This is a genomic window from Kitasatospora sp. NPDC001175 (assembly GCF_053598215.1).
On the sequence record NZ_JBSFJU010000111.1, the window covers coordinates 1 to 16,519 of the forward strand.

Below are 16,519 nucleotides of genomic sequence, written 5' to 3' on the forward strand. Positions count from 1 at the left end.
CTAATCCGACCTCCCACCTGGCTGCAGCCCCGCACCACCACCCGCCTGGCCGCACACCTACGCCGCACCGGAACCGTCCTCCTCTCCCACGGCCCCTGGCCCGGCGGCGCCCAGCTACGCCTGGAGATCACCGCGGCCACCTGGACCGGGCTCGGCGACGGATACGGCCAGCTGCTCCATCGCCGGGTGACGGTACGGGCGAGCGGGCGGGGAAGTGCGTCCCGTCCGCGGACGGCTGATCTCCTGCTGCCGGACGAGAGCGGCCGGGTCGGCGTTCCGGTAGGAGCACAGAGCGCTGCCGCTTCCCGATGGGGTCGCGGTGTAATCCCGCCGACGTCCGGTCTGAATGGGAGGGCGACACGCCCTGAGGCTGATCACCTGGGCAGCCGCGCTGCGCACGGGCGACGACGCCGTGCGCAAGAGCGGAGAACCCCGCGGCCGGCACCTGGGAGCTTGGCCCCTGGCACTGGTGCGACACCGTCCTGCGCTCCCGGGACGCGCAATCCTGCACTCACGGATGAGCGGATACGGGGGTAGTCGGGCAGCCGTATCCGTTCATCGCCGGAGTTCCGTGTCCCGCAACCGACTTGGCGTCAGTTGCCTTCGGTTGCCCCGCTTCAAGTTCTGCTCCGGAGGGGGTGGTTTCTGATGATGCGATCGCGTAGCGTCCTGCTGTCGCTACGCGATCGGTTTCCTGCATCGCACAACCAGGCCGGGCAGCCGGCTCGGCCACTGTGGTGGAAGGGAACATCGTGAAGCGGACCAATGGTCGACGTCGGTTGATTCGGCTGGGCCGGTGGGCGCGCGGAAACTCGTTGCAGCTCGCCGCGCTCATGGTCGCGGTTGCCCGGCTGATCATTGAGGCAGTGAAGTAGCACTGCCGCAAGAAGACCCCCGACCAGTCGCAATGGCCGGGGGTCTATCTCTTTCGCCCATGGGCGACGGGAGTCAACGGTAGCCGGGTAGCCCCTTGAGGTCCATGGCAAAGTTCCCGGCATATCGGGCATGACGGCGTATCCAGGTACCTGTCGGCTCAGCCAGTCGCTGCGCCGAGAAATGGTTAACGGATGAAGCCGCCGAGGCGTAGCGAACCGGAGTAGTCCCTTCCTGCGCGGTCCCGTGATCCCGGGACCGCGCATTCGGACTGGCGGACAAACAGAAAGGGCGCCCGGCCGGCAGGCCGAGCACCCCTTCCCCGCGTCGGCTACCGCTGCCGCTCGAAGAAGCCCCACAGCCTTCCCCACAAGCCCTAGGCGGCGATCAGTCGGCTGTTCCATTCCCACCCCCGTCGCACACCGTGATCGATAGGGTGCGGAGCATGATGATCCCCACCGACGGCGGGCAGGAGGACTAGCTGCATGGGACTGAGCACCACGTACCTCGGCAAGGCGGAGATCCAGGAACTGCTCGGCACGAGTTCGTTCGGGATGTGGCGACTGCCCCGCCAGCACGGCGACTTCCCAGAACCCGAGACCGACATCTACCGCGGCCCCTTCGACGAAGAGCCCGACGGGCCCGTGTGGGACGCCCACGACGTGTACCGGTGGGCCGCCCGCACCCCGGAGTTCCAGCACCGCGGCGCCGTCCTGCTCCGCCCGCTGCCTGGCCAGCGCCAGCCGGGGCGCTTCCTCGGCCACCAGGACACCACCCATGGGCCGGCCACCGACTGGCACACCGGCATCGGCGTCATCCGCATGCTCCACACCGACGAGAGCCACGCCGCCTCGGCCATGGCCGTCGACCTGGCCGCCGAGCGCAACCGCGAGATCGTCACCGTCTGCGCCCTGTACGGCGACCTCAACCCCGTCACCGGCCCGGCCCTGGTCGCCGCCGACACCGCCCAGCCCCGCATCGAGTACGAGGCGAGCTGGGCCCGCGTCGTGAAGCTCGCCGGACAGCCCCTCCCCTGGTGGCCCGACCTCCTGCGCCGGTCCGAGGTCACCCGCCGCTGGCAACCGGGATCCGCGGCCGTGACCGCCGACGTTCCCGCCACACCCCGCGAGAAGACCCTGCGCCGGGCTGCGGCGAACAGCGCCTTCAGCCAGACCGCCCGGGCGGCGCTGACCGACATGGCCGACGACATGCGCAACGACCGCGTTGAGGACGTCGCGAGAGACATCCAGACCTACGGCAACCACATCGCGAGCCCGGAACGGCTCGTCATCGCAGCGACGCACGACGCCCGCACCCACCCCATCCAACTGGTGAAGGACGACGCCCTCCTGCGACAGGGATGGGAAGAGATCACCCGAAGTACCGAACCGGACGCCGTCGAGGCCCTCGACATCGCGCTCGGCCGCCACCCCAAGCTGCTGCCCTTCGGGCACTTCACCCACATCCCGGTAACCGACAATCCGGTCGTCGAGCGGTGGACCCGCCGACTGGCCCTCTGCGACCCCACCGCCGGCCACGCCACCCTCGCCGAAGACAAGACGGTCGACGCCTTCTTCACCGACCCCCTGACCGACATGCCGGTCGTCCGCACCAAGGACGACGACGAGAACCACGCCCAGTGGCTGTTCTACGTCCCGCTCTCCCTCCCCGCCGGCCGCGGCGAGCTGGCCTCCATCGTCCTGCACGGCCCCGTATGGATCACGACCACGGACGGGTTCGTCCACCCCGCACCCTGCACCCCCGGCGAACACCTGTGGTGGGGCTACGCAGGGGGCGAGCGTCCCCTCGAACTCGCCCACGTCGTCAACGTCCTCCTCGACAACCTCGGGGCCCGCATCACCCTCAACAACTACTGGGACAGCGCCCCGGACGGGCTCACCACCCTGTTCAACAAGGACCACAAGCGAGGCACCGAACTCACCCGCGCCGCACTGCTCCACGCCCGCATGACCCCACCCAAGTCACGCCGCTGACCCATCGCAGAACGCCGCTGGCCGACCCCGCAACGTCGCGAGATCGGCCAGCGGCATCCCGATAGAAGCAGCGCGACAAGCTGCCTACGCCCACTCCACGCCGTGCTCGGCGAGCTGCGCGAGCTGGCCCGGCGTCAGCTTCGCCCGGCGGGCCTTCTGGTTGTTGAGCCAGGTGAACAGCGCGAAGGCGACACCGTCAGCCTTCGCCGCGGCCGCCGCCCGCGCGACAGCCAGTTCCCGCTCCTTCTCGACGCCGAGCGCCGCGAGCCCAGCTCACCCGGACCTCCTACCGCTCTGCGCAGGTCAGGCCTGGGCTTGCTGGTGGTGCCCGGTCTGTTCGGCAGGCTGGTCGAGTTGCTGCTGGCGGCGGCGCTGTTCGTTGCGCAGGTCCTCGACGCGCTGGGTGAACCTGGCCAGGGCGAGATCCTCCTCGTCGGAGCCGAACTCTTGGTAGGCACCGACGCCGAGAGCGAGGGCGTAGGCCTCCTCCTCGATGGCGTCGGCGGTCTGCTGGAGGAAGTAGCTGCGCTCGCGGTACTTGTAGTAGCCGGCGAACATCGCGGCCAGAGTGATGGCGAAGCCGACCCCGGTCAGGGTGAAGCTGTGCCAGCGGGCCGGATACCCGGAGTCGAGGGCGGCGAGGGTGGTGGTGGCGGCCGAGCCCGCCATGATCAGCGACTGCAGAACGTTGTGCACACGGCGGTACTTGCGGCTGTCGGCCTTGTACTGCCCGACGATGTCGGCCACCTCCTCGCGGTACAGACGCCTACGCCAACCCAGCGACGGATTGGCGTACGCGGCCACGGACCGAAACGCCTCGCGGGCCAGCTCTAGCTGCGCCTCCGCTCGACCAGTCCCATACTCAGCCCGAAGGCTGACCCAGGCCGTGACCGCGACGGCCGCCGACAACGTGGCCAGAACTGCGCAGGCGATGTCAACAGGCGGATACCAGGACGCATCCTGCCGGTTGGCCAGATGCCAGCCGAGGCCGCCTAACAGCGCAGATACCGCGCCCGTTCCTCCCAGAGCGCGCGTGCGCGACAGACGCCGACACCGTGTAGCAGTTCGTTCAGCCACCCTGAGCTTTTGCCGCGCCTCAGCAAGCTTGGCCTGTTCGGCGCGATGTTCCTGGAGCAGCCGAGCCTCCTCCTGAGCCCGTAGAGCCTCTTCGGCGCTGCCGCGACGGTGTGCCGCATCGTCATCCATGCTCCGAGCCACCCTGGCCCCTCCCTTTGCGGCCGCCCCCCGGCAGCCCGGCCCACGATGTCACGAACCTGCACGACCTGACCCCTTATCCGGCCGATTGATCACAGCTCCGCGCAACCCCGAGGGCGGGCACTCGGGCGGGTGCTGCGCCGCCTACAGACACCGGCCTCGGCCAGCTCGTTCTACCAGCCGACTCCGAGCGCTTCCAGCTGCCCGATCTGCTCTGCGGTGAGCTTGTCCCGGCGGGCCTTCTGATTGTTCAGCCAGGACCCGAGGGACACCCCACCCTCCTTGTGGGTGCGCGGGACCCGGACGTGCCCCTCACGCTCGACGAAGGCCGCGAGCGCCGCCAGGCCAGCGCCGAACCGGTCCGCCCTCGACACCTTCGGCTTCGCTGTGGCCGCCGCCCGCGCGGCGGCGAGCTCCTGATCCTCCTCGATGCCGATCGCCGCGAGCAGGTCCCGCTGCTCCTGGTCGAGATCGGCCCACCCGGCCCGCTGCGCCTTCACCCACCGTCCGAGCTGCTCGCCCTCGAAGACGGTGTCCGCAAGCAGCGCGGCCCAGTCGACCCGCCCGTCGGCCTCCAACCACCACTGCCGCGCGGCCGCGTACACGCGCTGCCAGGCGATCGGCCAGGCCGGGTGATGAGTGGCGGGTGGGTTGCAGTGGTGGTGCGTCACCTGCGTTCAGTGGCTGGTGCTTGGGTAGACGCTGGTCAGGGCGTGAAGCCGCTGAAAGATGGTGGCGTGTTGGCGCTGAAACACGGTGTCGTTGTCCGGTGAAGCTCTGCCGCCACCTCTTATGAAGGCTGCCGGAAGGCCGTGGTGGGGCTGGCTGGTGCCAGCCCCACCGTGGCCTGTGTTGTTCAGCGGGTCAGGCCGTGCTGGGCTGCGGCGATTTCGGCGCGGACGAGTTCGAGGAGGCGGCCGGTCCAGTTACGCCCTGTCCGGTCGTGCTGGCTCCAGTAGCGGGAGTGCATGTCGGTGTAGAGGATCGTGGCATCTCCTGTTTCTACCAACACCTTTGCCAGGTTGGAGTGTTGGGTGAACTTCGCGCGTAGCAGCCGGGCCATCACCGCGGCGCGGGCCTGTTCCCAGCCGGGGCGCAGGGGAGCGTCTTTGGCGGCCTGCTGCGCGTCGTAGGCGGTGTTCGCGGCACGGATCGCGGCCTGGTACTGGTCGTCCGTGGTGGACAGGGCCCAGTAGGCGTGGCTGACGGTCGGGTACGCCACACCGTCGATCTCAATCGGTGCCGGGTACTCGTTGCGCAGGACCATGACGCCGGGATCGGCCGGCCAGCCGCCTGGGTAGACGACCTGGCCCAGTTCGATGGCAGGCGCGTGCGCCACGTCCGCTCCGTCCAAGGGGCGGCGCGCGGCGGCCCGGGCGTGTGCCTGGTCGCGCTCGGCGAAGTACTCCAGCGCATGCCGGTACATCTCGTCGGTGACGACCGGCCCGCCACCGAGCAGGCGCGCCCCGGGGCCGGCGGCGAGGACCTTCAGCGGCCAGTCTTTGGAGTCCATGTCGCCCAACGCGTAGCGGCGCAGATGCTCGGGGATGGCCAGGTACGCCTCCCGCAGCGCCGCGCGCTGCTCCTCGCTTGGCTCGGCGCGGAACACGGTGACGGCGGCCAGGCAGCGGCCGGTGGAGTCGGGCCTGCCGTTGAGGCGGTCGATCTCGTCGCGGACCTCACCCAGCAACTCCTCCGGCGTCGTCCACGACTGGACCTCTGCGAACTTCCACGCGGCCACATGGTGGGCCGACGCCCGCGCACCGTCCTCGAGCGTCGTGGCGACCCATCCGCTGCGCAGCTTCTCAGCGAGCTCCTCGACGGTGACCAGGCCCCAGCAGTCGACGAGCCCGTCGGCGTAGATGAGTAGATCGGTGAGGAAGTAGTCGCCGCCGTTGCGGATGAACACGTGCCGCCACGTACCAGGGATGCGTTCGCCGTCCGCGTGCCTGAAAGTGCGTCGAGATCCTGACATGCCCGCCAGCGTAGAGGCCTTCGTTCCGCGCTCCTCCTGCGGGCCCGGCCACTGATCGGCGATGCCGCCTTGCTGCTGAACGGCTGTTGTCGCCCGGACCGTATCTGCCGAAACCGGGTGTCGCCGCTGTTCCGTCGTTCGTGTGGTGATGGTCGGCGTGTCGGGATGAGCCGGTCGTCCGTAGGACAGCCTCGCTTCCGTCGGACGACAGCGTCGTTTCAGCGGACCGGAGGTGTCGTGATGCCGGGATCGGCCAGCCAGTCCGCGTCGGCCGATCCGGGGCAGTCAGGGCCGGTCGCCGCGGTGGGGCGTGAGGCCTCGGTGGCCCGCCTGGTGGACCTGGACAGCCGGGGCGAGCTGACCACCGCTCACGTACGCCTGGTCGCCTCCGCGATGGGCGTGACGGAGCGGGCGGTCTGGTACTGGCTGGCCGCCGCCCGCACCGAAGGGCGCCTTTCGGCCCGGCCGCGCGAGCGGACGGTGATCACGCCCGAGGTCCGGCGCCTGCTGGCGTTCTGGGGCGGGAACGTCGCCGCGGTCCACCGCGAGCTTGCGGCCCAGGCCGTCGGCGACCCCACCGTCTCCGTTCCGTCGCTGCGGGCCCTGCAGCGGGCGGTACGCAGAGACCTGTCGGTGGGGGAGCGGGCGGGGCTGCGCGGTGGGGAGGCGGCCCGGCGGGCTCATGACGTGTTCGGGAAGCGGCCGGCGATGTGGCGGAACGCGTGCTGGGAGGGCGACCACAAACACGTGCCCGTGCAGGTCGATGTCGAGGGCGAGTTGGCGTGCCCGTGGATCACCTGGTTCATCGACTGCGCCACCAAGTACATCCTCGGTCTCGCGGTGACCCCGCACGCCCCGTCTCGGGACGCGGTGCTGGCCGCGCTGCGCACCTCGATCACCCGCACCGAACCGTTCGGCCCCGCCGGCGGCCTGCCCGCCCTGGTGCGTGTCGACCGGGGCAAGGAGTTCCTGTCCACCACGGTCACCGCAGCGCTCGGCGCCTTCGCCGTCCCTGTCCACGACCTGCCCGCCTACACCCCGCACTTGAAGGGCACCGTCGAGGCGCTGAACGACGCGGTTCAGGAGATGTTCCTCGTCTCCCTCCCGCGCTACACCCATCGCCAGAAGCTCACCGGTGGGCGGAGCGCGGATCCGGATGCGCCGCCTTTGACGTTCGCCGCGTTCGTCGCGCTGCTCCTGGACTGGGTGCGCTGGTGGAACACCGAGCACCGCCCGGCCGGGCTGGACGGCCGTACCCCGGTTGAGGCGTGGCAGGCCGACCCGACGCCGCTGCGCGACGTCCCGCCCGAGCACCTCGCATTCTTCGCCTTGGAAGACGACGGCCGTATCCGCACGATCACCACGAACGGCGTCTCCTGGCGCAGGCGCCCCTACATCGCCCCCTGGATGATCGGCCACACCGACACGAAGGTCCGTCTGCGTCACCTCCCGCACCACGACGGCGAGATCGAGGTGTTCGATGTCGCCAGCGGACGCCATCTCGGCACCGCGCACCTCGCCGAGCAAGCGAGCCCCGAGCAGGTCCGCGCCCTGAAATCGGCCCGCGCCGCAGCAGCCCGCCGCCTGCGCGCGGACCTGAAAGCCGCCGAGAAGCTGCGTCGCCAGCGGTTCGCCGCCGTCACCGTGCCGACCCCGCCCGAGGCCCTCGGCACCCTCACCGCCGCCGAGGCCGCAGCCGAACTCGAAGCTGCCGACAGCCGGGATCTTCGAGCCCTGGCGCTGCCCGGACTGATCCCCCACGCCCCGCTTCCCGACGGCTGGGTCCTGCCCCGCGGCGCCGCACCCACCGAACCCGGGCATGCCGACACCGGCCAGACCGACCCCCACGCCAACCACCTGAACCCGAGCGCAGTCCCGCCCGGCAGACACCCTGACACGCCTTCCGAACAGCCAACCACCGGCCAGGCCCCGTCCTCTTGACACCCGTCCCAGCCCGACCAACCGGGATCGCCCGCCCTCGACAGCTGGTAGCAGGCCCGGCTCCGAGAACGGGGCCTGCTACCCGCCCCCGTCCGCGCACACCACAGGAGCCCGCACCATGACCACCGCGCCCGCCGTCCGTCCCGGCATGCTGCCCCCCGAGCGCGCCGACCACTACCTCAACCTGGCCGGCGCCCGCGTCGTGGGCACCGAAGCGCTGCGCACCACCCGGGACAACATCCACGCCACCCTCGAAGCCCGCGCGATGATGGTCCTGTCCGGCGCTGCCGGCAACGGTAAGTCGTTCTCCGTCAACGCCGCGCTGCGCCACCTCGCACCCCGCCACACCTACCGCGTCGCCTTCCGGGCCCGCCCCACCCCACGCGACATCCGCCACGAACTCTTCCGTGCCCTCGCCCTGCCCGGTGAACCACCCCTGCGCCCGATCGAGTTCGACACCGTCCTCAAAGACGCCCTCGCCCGCTCCTTCCACGTCCTGGTCTGCGACGAAGCCCAGTGGCTCTCCCGCGAATGCTTCGAGTACTGGCGCTACCTGTGGGACGACTCCGCAACCGACATCGCAGTCGTCTTCGCCGGCGGCGACGGCTGCGCGAAGGTGCTGCGCCGCGAGCCGATGCTCGCCTCCCGCGTCTTCATCTGGCAGCAGGCCCTCCCGCTCACCCTCCCGGAGATCCTCACCACCATCCCCGAATTCCACCCCCTGTGGAGCGACGTCGATGCCGACCTGATCGCCCTGGTCGACAAACAGGCCGCCCACGGCAACTTCCGCGCCTGGGCCCGCATCACCAAACACGCCGCCGACGGCCTCACAGCCCAGGGCCGCACCCACGTCGACGAGCACCTGTTGCGCCAGGTCTACAACCGCCTGGGCACCGGCGCGTGAGCACGCGCCCGTTGCCCGCTCTCACCCTCGCGCTCGACCCCGGCGACACTCCCGCCTGCGCCCATGCCGCCCTGGCAGCCCACGACCCTGCCGCCGGCCAGGTCACGGTCCATCCCACCCCCGGCACCGACCACCCCGCCGCCCTCGCCCACGACGTCCTCGCCGCCCTCGGCAAGCCCTACACACCGCCTGGACGCTGGAACACCCAGCCCGCGCGCACCTGGGCTGCCGCAGCGGCCTGGGCCCGCACCACAGGCCTGCACCACCTGGTCCTCCTGCGTGGCCACCTCCTCACCCCCGCCCGCTGGCGCCACCTGCTCACCTTCCAGCAGTACACCGGCGCCCACCTAACCGTCGTGTGCCACCGCACCCCGCCTCCCGTGACCACGCGTGCCCTGGCCGGCACCGACCACACCGTCACCCACGGCCTGCCCGCCTACGCCCTCCCCGGCCCTGAGCGCCACCGCCGACCCCCACCCGCACCCATCCCGCCGGCAACGTCCTTGCAGTGGCTGACCCTGCCCGCCCTCACCTACCTCGCCCTCACCGACAGACCCGAGCCACCATGCGACTGCACCCCACCACCGGCCACCGCCGACCGCCTCCCCATGGAACCCCCACCAGGGCGCACCGAGGAAGCCGCCGCCCGCCTCCACCGCCTGGCCCACCCCACCCATGCCGCCGCCCTGGCCGCGGCCCTGCTCACCGGCGTCCCCTACAACCAACTCGCCGCCGCCACCCCCACCGACTACCACCCGGCACGCTCCACCCTCACCCTCCACGCACCCGCCCGCGACCGCACTCCCGCCCGCTGCGCGGCATACCGCATACCCGCCTGGGCCCGCCCGCTCCTGGACGCCGCCGCCCACTACCACCAGCACCGCAGACGCCCAGGCCTCCGGCTGCTCACCGACACCGAATCCGCGCTGACAGCGCTGCTCCAAGCCGCCGAACACTGCCGCCTACGACCACCGCAAGACCCATCCGGGCGTAGCCGCGGCCGCTTCCCCCGCCCGCACTTCCCCGAAGCCCTCCCAGACGGCCCCCATTGGACAGCCTTCATCCCGCTGCCCAACCTCCCCCCGGAGCTGCAAACCGCTGCCCTCCGATGAGAAACACCCCCCACCGGCCAGCACCTGAGCCGCCACCCTGAGTTCAGCCCGCTCCACGGCGCAGGCACTCACCAGGTCTGAGCCAAAACACTGACGTGCCCGCTTCGGCTACCACGGCTCCGCGGCTGAGCCGTCCGCTTCCAACCCGTACCGGCTGAGCTGCAACGCCTCCTCCGGAGCGCCAGCGTTCCTACGAAGCAGGACCAAGGGGCCCAAGCCGCCCCCGCTGTTGACGAGCATCAGGCATTCGGCTTCCGCCGCTGTCCAGTCACCGGTGATCCTTCCCCGACACACGAGCTCCTGGGTGCCGACCCAGGTGCGGTCCAACTCCTCACGCATTGCCAGACGGATCAGTGCGCCAAGGTCGCCCCGGTCGGCAGCCTCGCGGTACACAGCCTCTGCACCCGGCCGGTCGCCCGCCCGCTCCCGAAGCCTCGCGAGGCCGATCAGCGCGCCGGTGTCCCTTTGTGCGGCCTCGCGGTAGAGAGCCTCTGCACCAGCACGGTCACCGTTTTTCTCCCGGAGCTCTGCCAGATCGCTGAACACGTCGGCACGCCCCCGGGCGGCGGCCTCGCGGCACACGTCTTCCGCCCCGAGCCGGTCCCCGGCCCGCTCTCGAAGCGCTGCCAGGTCACTGAAGGCACTGGTCTCTCCCCGGGCGGCGGCTTCGCGGTACAGGGCTTCTGCACCTGCCCGGTCCCCGGCCCGCTCCCGGAGTCCGGCAAGATCGATCAAGCCGCCGGCGTTTCCCTTGTCAGCAGCTTCGCGGTACGCGCCTTCCGCACCGGTCCAGTCGTCGGCCTGCTCCCGGAGCCGTCCCAGAAGCCGCAGCGCATGGAGCGAGTAGTAGGGGTCGCCCTGTTCGACGGTTTCCCGATAGAGAGCCTCTGCGGCCATCCAGTCCCCGACCCGCTCGCAGAGCCCCCCAAGCCCGAGCGCCGCACCCCTGTGTCCGCGGCGGGCGGCCTCGCGGTAGCTCTCCTCCGCCCCTGCCCAGTCGCACGCCTCTTCCTGGATCCCCGCCAGGATCATGAGCGCGCTGCTGTCTCCCTCCTGGGCAGCCGCACGGTACAGGGTTTCTGCCGCCTCGTCGTCGCCGATCGTGTCCCGTTTCACGGCCAGTTGTAAGAGGTTGTCCACCCCTGCCAGGTCGACGGCTTCGCGAGCCACGGCTTCTACGCCCACACCGTCACCGGCCTTCATCCGCAGCGTCACGAGGTCGCCGAATGCGTCGGTGTCGCCCCGGGCCACGGCCCGACGCAGGAGGTCGTGTGCGATCCGGTACCGGCCGCGCTCCCGAGCGGCCTTAGCCAGCGACTTGTGGTCGGCAGGGGTCGCCGCATGCTGTTCGACTGCGGACCAGAAGAGCGCCGACGGGAAGTCGTCGCGGCGGCTGACGTAGGCATGATGGTCGAGATAGTCAGCGAGGCGGAAGACACCTGGCACAGGCCCCATTCCGGTGGGGTGGGCGACCGGCCCAAGTGCTGCCACCACTCCCTTGATCTTCTTCTGAGCGAAGGTGAGGGCCTGGTCGAACCAGAGTTCCGGATCCGCGGCGGCACGCTGCTCCGGGGTCAGGTAGCCCGGTGCCGCTGCCTTCAACAGCTCCGCAGGCAGGGGGGAAGCATGCCCGAGACGGCAGGCGTCCATGGCCGCCGTGATGACTGCCTTGCCCAAGGGACCTTCAGGTCCGCTGGCTTGCTCATAGTGGTCGACCAACTGGGGCCCAGCCGCCAGCGTCTGGGTGATCGCGCCGTTCGAACTCCTTCGGTCGGCCGCGTCCAGCGACGGATGGCCGATTCGGCGCAGCCGCTTCAGATCCTGTTCATCAAAGGCAGCAGGAACGTCGATCGGGATGAGTGGGTCGAGAAGGGCCCGAGCCTGCGGTCCGCCGGCAGCAGAGGTCAGCCTGGTGTGGTGGTCGGGCCAGAGGGTCGCAAGGATCACCACCGGGCCGGGCTCCTCCAGCCTGCGCCGCAAGGCTGCGGCCGCGGCCTCACCGGACGGGCCTGTGAGGTAGTTCTGCGCCTCGTTCAACCACAACACGGTCCGCTCCGTCAAAGCGTCCGCCGCTAGCAGCGCGAGCAGGCTGGCGGTGTCCTTGGGGAAGACCAACTGCCAGTTGCCCAGGCACGTGCGGACCCCTTCGAACGCAGTGCGGGTTTTACCCGTACAAGACCACCCCCGCACCATGACCATCACAGCCTGCTCACCATCCGCAGCCGCTTCCAGACGCACCCGCAGCTCCTGGTCGTGGTTGCGCTCGACGTAGGTGGGCAGCACGAAGTCCTCACCTGGCGCCGCCGCAGAATCTCCGCGGATTGCCGGATGCACCTCCAGTGACTTCGCTTCCCAAGAGCCAACAGGCTTCGGCTTGTCGGGCAGCGCGGTGCCTTCCCGTAGGGGAGTTCCGGAACCAGCCGGGAACCGCCCTTGCTCCGCTGGGGGGCGCTTCTGGGCGGCGGCGTGGCACAGGTCCAGCAGTTCCTGCCGCTCCTGGTGAGGAAGGCCCAGGGCTTTGGCGAGAGTCGCCACCGTCGTGTCCGAGGGCACAGAGGCGGCGACGGTGAAGGCCAGCTGCACGGTGGTGCGACCCAGGTCGGCCCGGGCGGCGAGCTGGGTCTTCGTCAGCCCTGCACAGGCCAGCGCGTGTCTCAGGCGCCTCACCAGGTTGGCGTGCGCATCGGCTGGCCCGCTCCGCTCATCCCGTTTCCCGTGCTCGCTGGCCTGCGCGCCCTGCTCGTTGTGCACTGTTCGCCCCCACGGCCTGGTGTGTTCAGGGGTGTTCATTATCGTCCGGCCCGAACCACGGCGAACACCGAATCCGGGACCTTCGAAGCGTCAACGCCACATCACCATACGGAGGTTCGCCATGCACCCCACCTTCACCGTCCTGTTCACCGTCGCTTTGGTCGCCGTGGCCGCGCTGATGGCAGCCGCCGTTGCGGGCAAGCTCGCCCGTCTCGACGGCGCGTCCTACCCGGCCGCCTTGACCCGCGCCGCCACCGCTTTCGCCGCTGTCCTCACTCTCGCCGCCGCCACCGCCGCCGCGCTCGCCCCTTACCTCACCTGACCCCCACCGGAGCGGGCGGGACAACCACCCCGCCCGCTCCGGCCGAGCGGTCTACCAGTCGAGACGAGGGCCGAGGCGGGCTCTTGTCGATGTACGGGCCGCGTCCCACGGTTCGGGCGGTCGATACCCCCGCAGTGCACACCCACCGGGTCATCGTCGAAGGCTCACGCCCACTCGACGCCGTGCTCGGCGAGCTGCGCGAGCTGGCCCGGGGTCAGCTTCGCCCGGCGGGCCTTCTGGTTGTTGAGCCAGGTACCCAGGGCGAAGTGCGACACCACCACCTGCTCCTCGCCACCGGGGCCGGCCTCCACGGTCTCCAGCGGCTCCTCGTGCGGGCGGGGAACTCGGGGATGCCGCTCCCGCTCGACAAAGGCCGCCAGCGCCGCCAGGCCCTGCTGGAACCGGTCCGTGCGGGACACCTTCGGCTTCGCCTCGGCGGCGGCCTTGGCGGCCACCAGCTCCGCGTCGGCCTCGATGCCGATCGCGGCGAGCAGGTCCTGCTGCTCCTCGGCCAGTTCCGGCCAGCCGGCCCGCTGCGCCTTGACCCAGCGGCCGAGCTGCTCGCCCTCGAACACCGTCTCCACCGCCAGCTGCGCCCAATCGACGCGGCCGTCGGCCTCCAGCCACCACTGCCTGGCGGCGGCGTAGGTGCGTTGCCAGGTGATCGGCCAGGCGGGGCACCACCACGGGTCGATCTCTTCCAGCGCGGCCCGCCGCTCCGCGGCCAGTGCCCCCGGCTGGTCGGCCGGTACCTGGGCCGAGGCCCGCAGCTCCGACAACCAGGTGCCGATCGCGTACCCGCCGATGGAGGCCCGGGCCGGCGCCGCCAGCGACCCGCCGTGCCCCTTCGCCCACACCCGCGCCCAGTCGAGACCGGCCTCGAACCGCGCGTCGGAGACGGACCAGATCATCCCGAGCGCATCCAGCATGTCGACCCGGTGGCGCGCCAATTCACCCGCAGAATGCTCCGTCCGCCGGTCGGAAAGCCATTTCCCGAGCGGGAAATTACCCTCCTCTCCGACCATTGCGGAATACGGGACATCGAGCCCGCCGGTCTCCTCGTGCCACCGGCGGGCGTGGTTGATCCCCTCGCGCCAGAACTGGTTCTCACCCGTCAGCACCCGCGACGCGATGAACAGCGCGAGCACGTTCTCATCCACCGGAGACTGGAACCGCACCGGCAGCGTGAACGCCCCCGACCCACCCGCACCAACCTCACCAGACCAGCTCTCACCAGGCCCAGACACCCCCTCAGCGCTGCGCCCCTTCGTGCGCTTGCCGGACTTCTGCGGCACCGCGAGGGCCTCCACCACACGTGCGTCGTGAGACCGCAGAGCGGTCAAGATGCGAACGAGCGGACCGTAACTGTCCGACTCCAGAATGTCCCCGGGTTCCTCTCCGGGCTTGAGGAAGACCGGCACGATCAGGCTCGCGGTCTTTCCCTCGCCGGGCTTCATGCGCAGGGCACGGCCGATGGCCTGGACGATATCCACCATGCTGCCCCGCCCTTGCAGGAGAACGGAATCCGTGTCCGGGATATCCACTCCCTCGCCGAGAACTTTGCACTGGGCGGCTACCCGGTGCCGCAGACCGTCCTCCTCACCGCTGCTCCCGAAATCGGCAATGACCTCTTTCCGGAATTCGACGTCATGCTCACCGGAGAGCCACTGGACCCAGAATTCCTCCGGATATTTCCGGGGGTTCTCGAAATGCAGCTTTTCGACGGTCTGGTTCAGCGTCTCCGCGAAGTAACGGGCCTCGATGGTGCGGTTGTGGAACGTGATGCACCGCTCCAGCCCCCGCTCCACCATCGTCTTCACCAGCCCGGCCTGGATCGCCGCGATCCGCTCGGCCGGCACCTCGTCCTCGCTCCCGTCCTCCGCCTCACCCACCCCCGGACCCCACGGCACCCCCTGCTGCGCCGCCTTGGCCCGGTCGCCGAGCGGGTCACGCAGCTCCAACACCACGATCTCGAACGGGGCGAGCAGCTTCCTGTCGATGGCCTCCGCCAGACCCAGGGAGAACACGTGCGGGCCGTAGATCCGCTGGTCGTCCATGGACACCGCCAGCTCCTCCGGCAGCGGCTGGTAGGCCCCCTCACGGCCCTTCACCGGGCGCTTGGGCGGCGCCCAGATCCGCGGCGTCGCCGTCATGTAGAGCCGGCGCTCCGCCGGGATGGCGGCCTGATCGTGCACCACGGTCCAGGTCTTCTCGACACTGCCGGAGGACCGGTGGGCCTCGTCGCAGACCATCAGCCCGAGCGGGGGCAGCAGCTCGCCCTGGCGCTCCGCCCAGTACTCGTAGGCGTTGGCGACCGCACCCACGGACGTGTAGGTGGCGAACAGGGTCGTCGGTCGGCGGTGCTTCGCGGCCCGGGACAGCCACATCCCGATCATCAGCGGACTGGTGCTCGCCAGCACGCCGAACGGCAGCTCGGAGTCGACCAGCGAGCAGACGGCGTGCATGTCCCCGGAACGCCCGGCCGCCCGCCACGAGCCGACCATCTGCACCAGCAGGTCCAGCGTCGGCACCACGACCAGGACCACGCCGCGAGGCACCAGCTTCTGGCCGGCCGCAGCCCCGACGTAGCTCTTGCCGGAGCCGGTGGCCATCTGCACGGTCACCCGCAGCCCGCCCGGGGCCGGGTGCCCCGGACGGGGGGTGAGGCCCCGCACGATGGCCTCCAGGGCCTCCTCCTGGTGCCCGCGCAGCGAGATGCCGACGGCTGCCTGAGCGGCCATCAGGCCGGGCTTCACGACGTTCACGAAGACGAGTCTCCCCTCACCCATTCCCGAGTCCACATACGGGACCACGCGGGAAATGCTGACAGTGCCCTACTGATACATTCAACGGACCGGCAAAGAACTCCAGCCGACCGGAAATCGAGCCCGACCGAAGCGGCCATCCGGCAGGATATCAGTCCCCGGCCAAGGAATCCGGCGAATACCCGAAAAGCGTGGGCCCGGACCCCGATTCCAACGGGATCACCTGACGCTTCAAGACTGATACACGGAGGACCGTTGCTCACCCTGCCAGGGTAGCGCACCCCACCCCTTCACGGGGTCGAAACATTGGTCTGAACCACGGTCTAGACCAATCTGGCAGGAGTGAAGCCGACCCGCTCGCGCCCCCGACGCCCGCCCCGCCCCCAGTCAGCCTGTCTTGAGCTCAGCCAAAACCCCAGCTCAGCTACGTGAATAGACATCAGCCCACCGGCATTATGGAGCGAAGCGGAGTGATGCCGGCCCGGAAGCGAAGCGCCGGGCCCACCCGGGCGAAGCCCGGGTGCGGACACGCGGAGCGGGTCCGCCGCCTGACCGAAGGTCAGGCGCGAACGGAGGGCCGAAGGCCCGTAGAGATCGGAAGAGCGGCGGGGAGGGGAAGAGTGTAGAAGGTAGAGTGTAGAACTCCGGGGGGGCCGGAGCAGAAAAA

General features: G+C 70.3%; 10 protein-coding genes. 5 read left to right on the forward strand and 5 right to left on the reverse strand.

Annotated elements, in window-relative coordinates; all coding sequences use genetic code 11:
• Positions 1-1,358: 1,358 nt before the first annotated feature.
• The gene (locus tag ACWDAK_RS38350; protein WP_427395974.1) at positions 1,359-2,867 is read left to right on the forward strand and encodes a hypothetical protein; all 1,509 of its coding nucleotides are present in this window, start codon (positions 1,359-1,361) and stop codon (positions 2,865-2,867) included.
• A 303-nt stretch (positions 2,868-3,170) separates the two neighbouring features.
• Here ACWDAK_RS38350 and ACWDAK_RS38355 read toward each other — a convergent pair whose 3' ends face one another.
• The 3 genes from ACWDAK_RS38355 to ACWDAK_RS38365 form a co-directional block, all read right to left on the reverse strand.
• The gene (locus ACWDAK_RS38355) at positions 3,171-3,614 is read right to left on the reverse strand and encodes a DUF4231 domain-containing protein (RefSeq protein ID WP_344641581.1); all 444 of its coding nucleotides are present in this window, start codon (positions 3,612-3,614) and stop codon (positions 3,171-3,173) included.
• Positions 3,615-4,255: 641 nt separating this feature from the next.
• Positions 4,256-4,753 carry a helicase associated domain-containing protein gene (locus ACWDAK_RS38360; RefSeq protein ID WP_427395972.1) on the reverse strand — a complete coding sequence of 166 codons (498 nt, stop codon included), beginning with the start codon at positions 4,751-4,753 and terminating at the stop codon, positions 4,256-4,258.
• A gap of 185 nt (positions 4,754-4,938) precedes the next feature.
• Positions 4,939-6,057 (reverse strand): NADAR family protein, encoded by a 1,119-nt coding sequence (locus ACWDAK_RS38365; protein WP_427395971.1) that lies wholly within the window; start codon positions 6,055-6,057, stop codon positions 4,939-4,941.
• A 321-nt stretch (positions 6,058-6,378) separates the two neighbouring features.
• On the opposite strand from ACWDAK_RS38365, the gene ACWDAK_RS38370 reads away from it, so the two are divergent.
• The 3 genes from ACWDAK_RS38370 (at position 6,379) to ACWDAK_RS38380 (ending at position 10,014) form a co-directional block, all read left to right on the forward strand.
• Positions 6,379-7,998: a Mu transposase C-terminal domain-containing protein gene (locus tag ACWDAK_RS38370; protein ID WP_427395978.1), complete on the forward strand. Its 1,620-nt coding sequence runs from the start codon at positions 6,379-6,381 to the stop codon at positions 7,996-7,998.
• 118 nt (positions 7,999-8,116) lie between these two features.
• Positions 8,117-8,902, forward strand: coding sequence for an ATP-binding protein (locus tag ACWDAK_RS38375; protein WP_427395970.1), 786 nt, complete (start codon positions 8,117-8,119; stop codon positions 8,900-8,902).
• A gap of 11 nt (positions 8,903-8,913) precedes the next feature.
• Positions 8,914-10,014, forward strand: coding sequence for a hypothetical protein (locus ACWDAK_RS38380; protein ID WP_427395969.1), 1,101 nt, complete (start codon positions 8,914-8,916; stop codon positions 10,012-10,014).
• Between the two features lie 108 nt (positions 10,015-10,122).
• Here ACWDAK_RS38380 and ACWDAK_RS38385 read toward each other — a convergent pair whose 3' ends face one another.
• Positions 10,123-12,765 carry a helix-turn-helix domain-containing protein gene (locus tag ACWDAK_RS38385; protein WP_427395968.1) on the reverse strand — a complete coding sequence of 881 codons (2,643 nt, stop codon included), beginning with the start codon at positions 12,763-12,765 and terminating at the stop codon, positions 10,123-10,125.
• A gap of 121 nt (positions 12,766-12,886) precedes the next feature.
• Between ACWDAK_RS38385 and ACWDAK_RS38390 the strand changes: the two genes are divergently transcribed.
• Positions 12,887-13,087, forward strand: coding sequence for a hypothetical protein (locus ACWDAK_RS38390; protein ID WP_427395967.1), 201 nt, complete (start codon positions 12,887-12,889; stop codon positions 13,085-13,087).
• Positions 13,088-13,251: 164 nt separating this feature from the next.
• Here the strand turns inward: ACWDAK_RS38390 and ACWDAK_RS38395 are convergent, their stop codons facing one another.
• Positions 13,252-15,852, reverse strand: a complete 2,601-nt coding sequence (locus tag ACWDAK_RS38395) for a helicase associated domain-containing protein (RefSeq protein WP_427395966.1) — start codon at positions 15,850-15,852, stop codon at positions 13,252-13,254.
• Between the last annotated feature and the right edge of the window lie 667 nt (positions 15,853-16,519).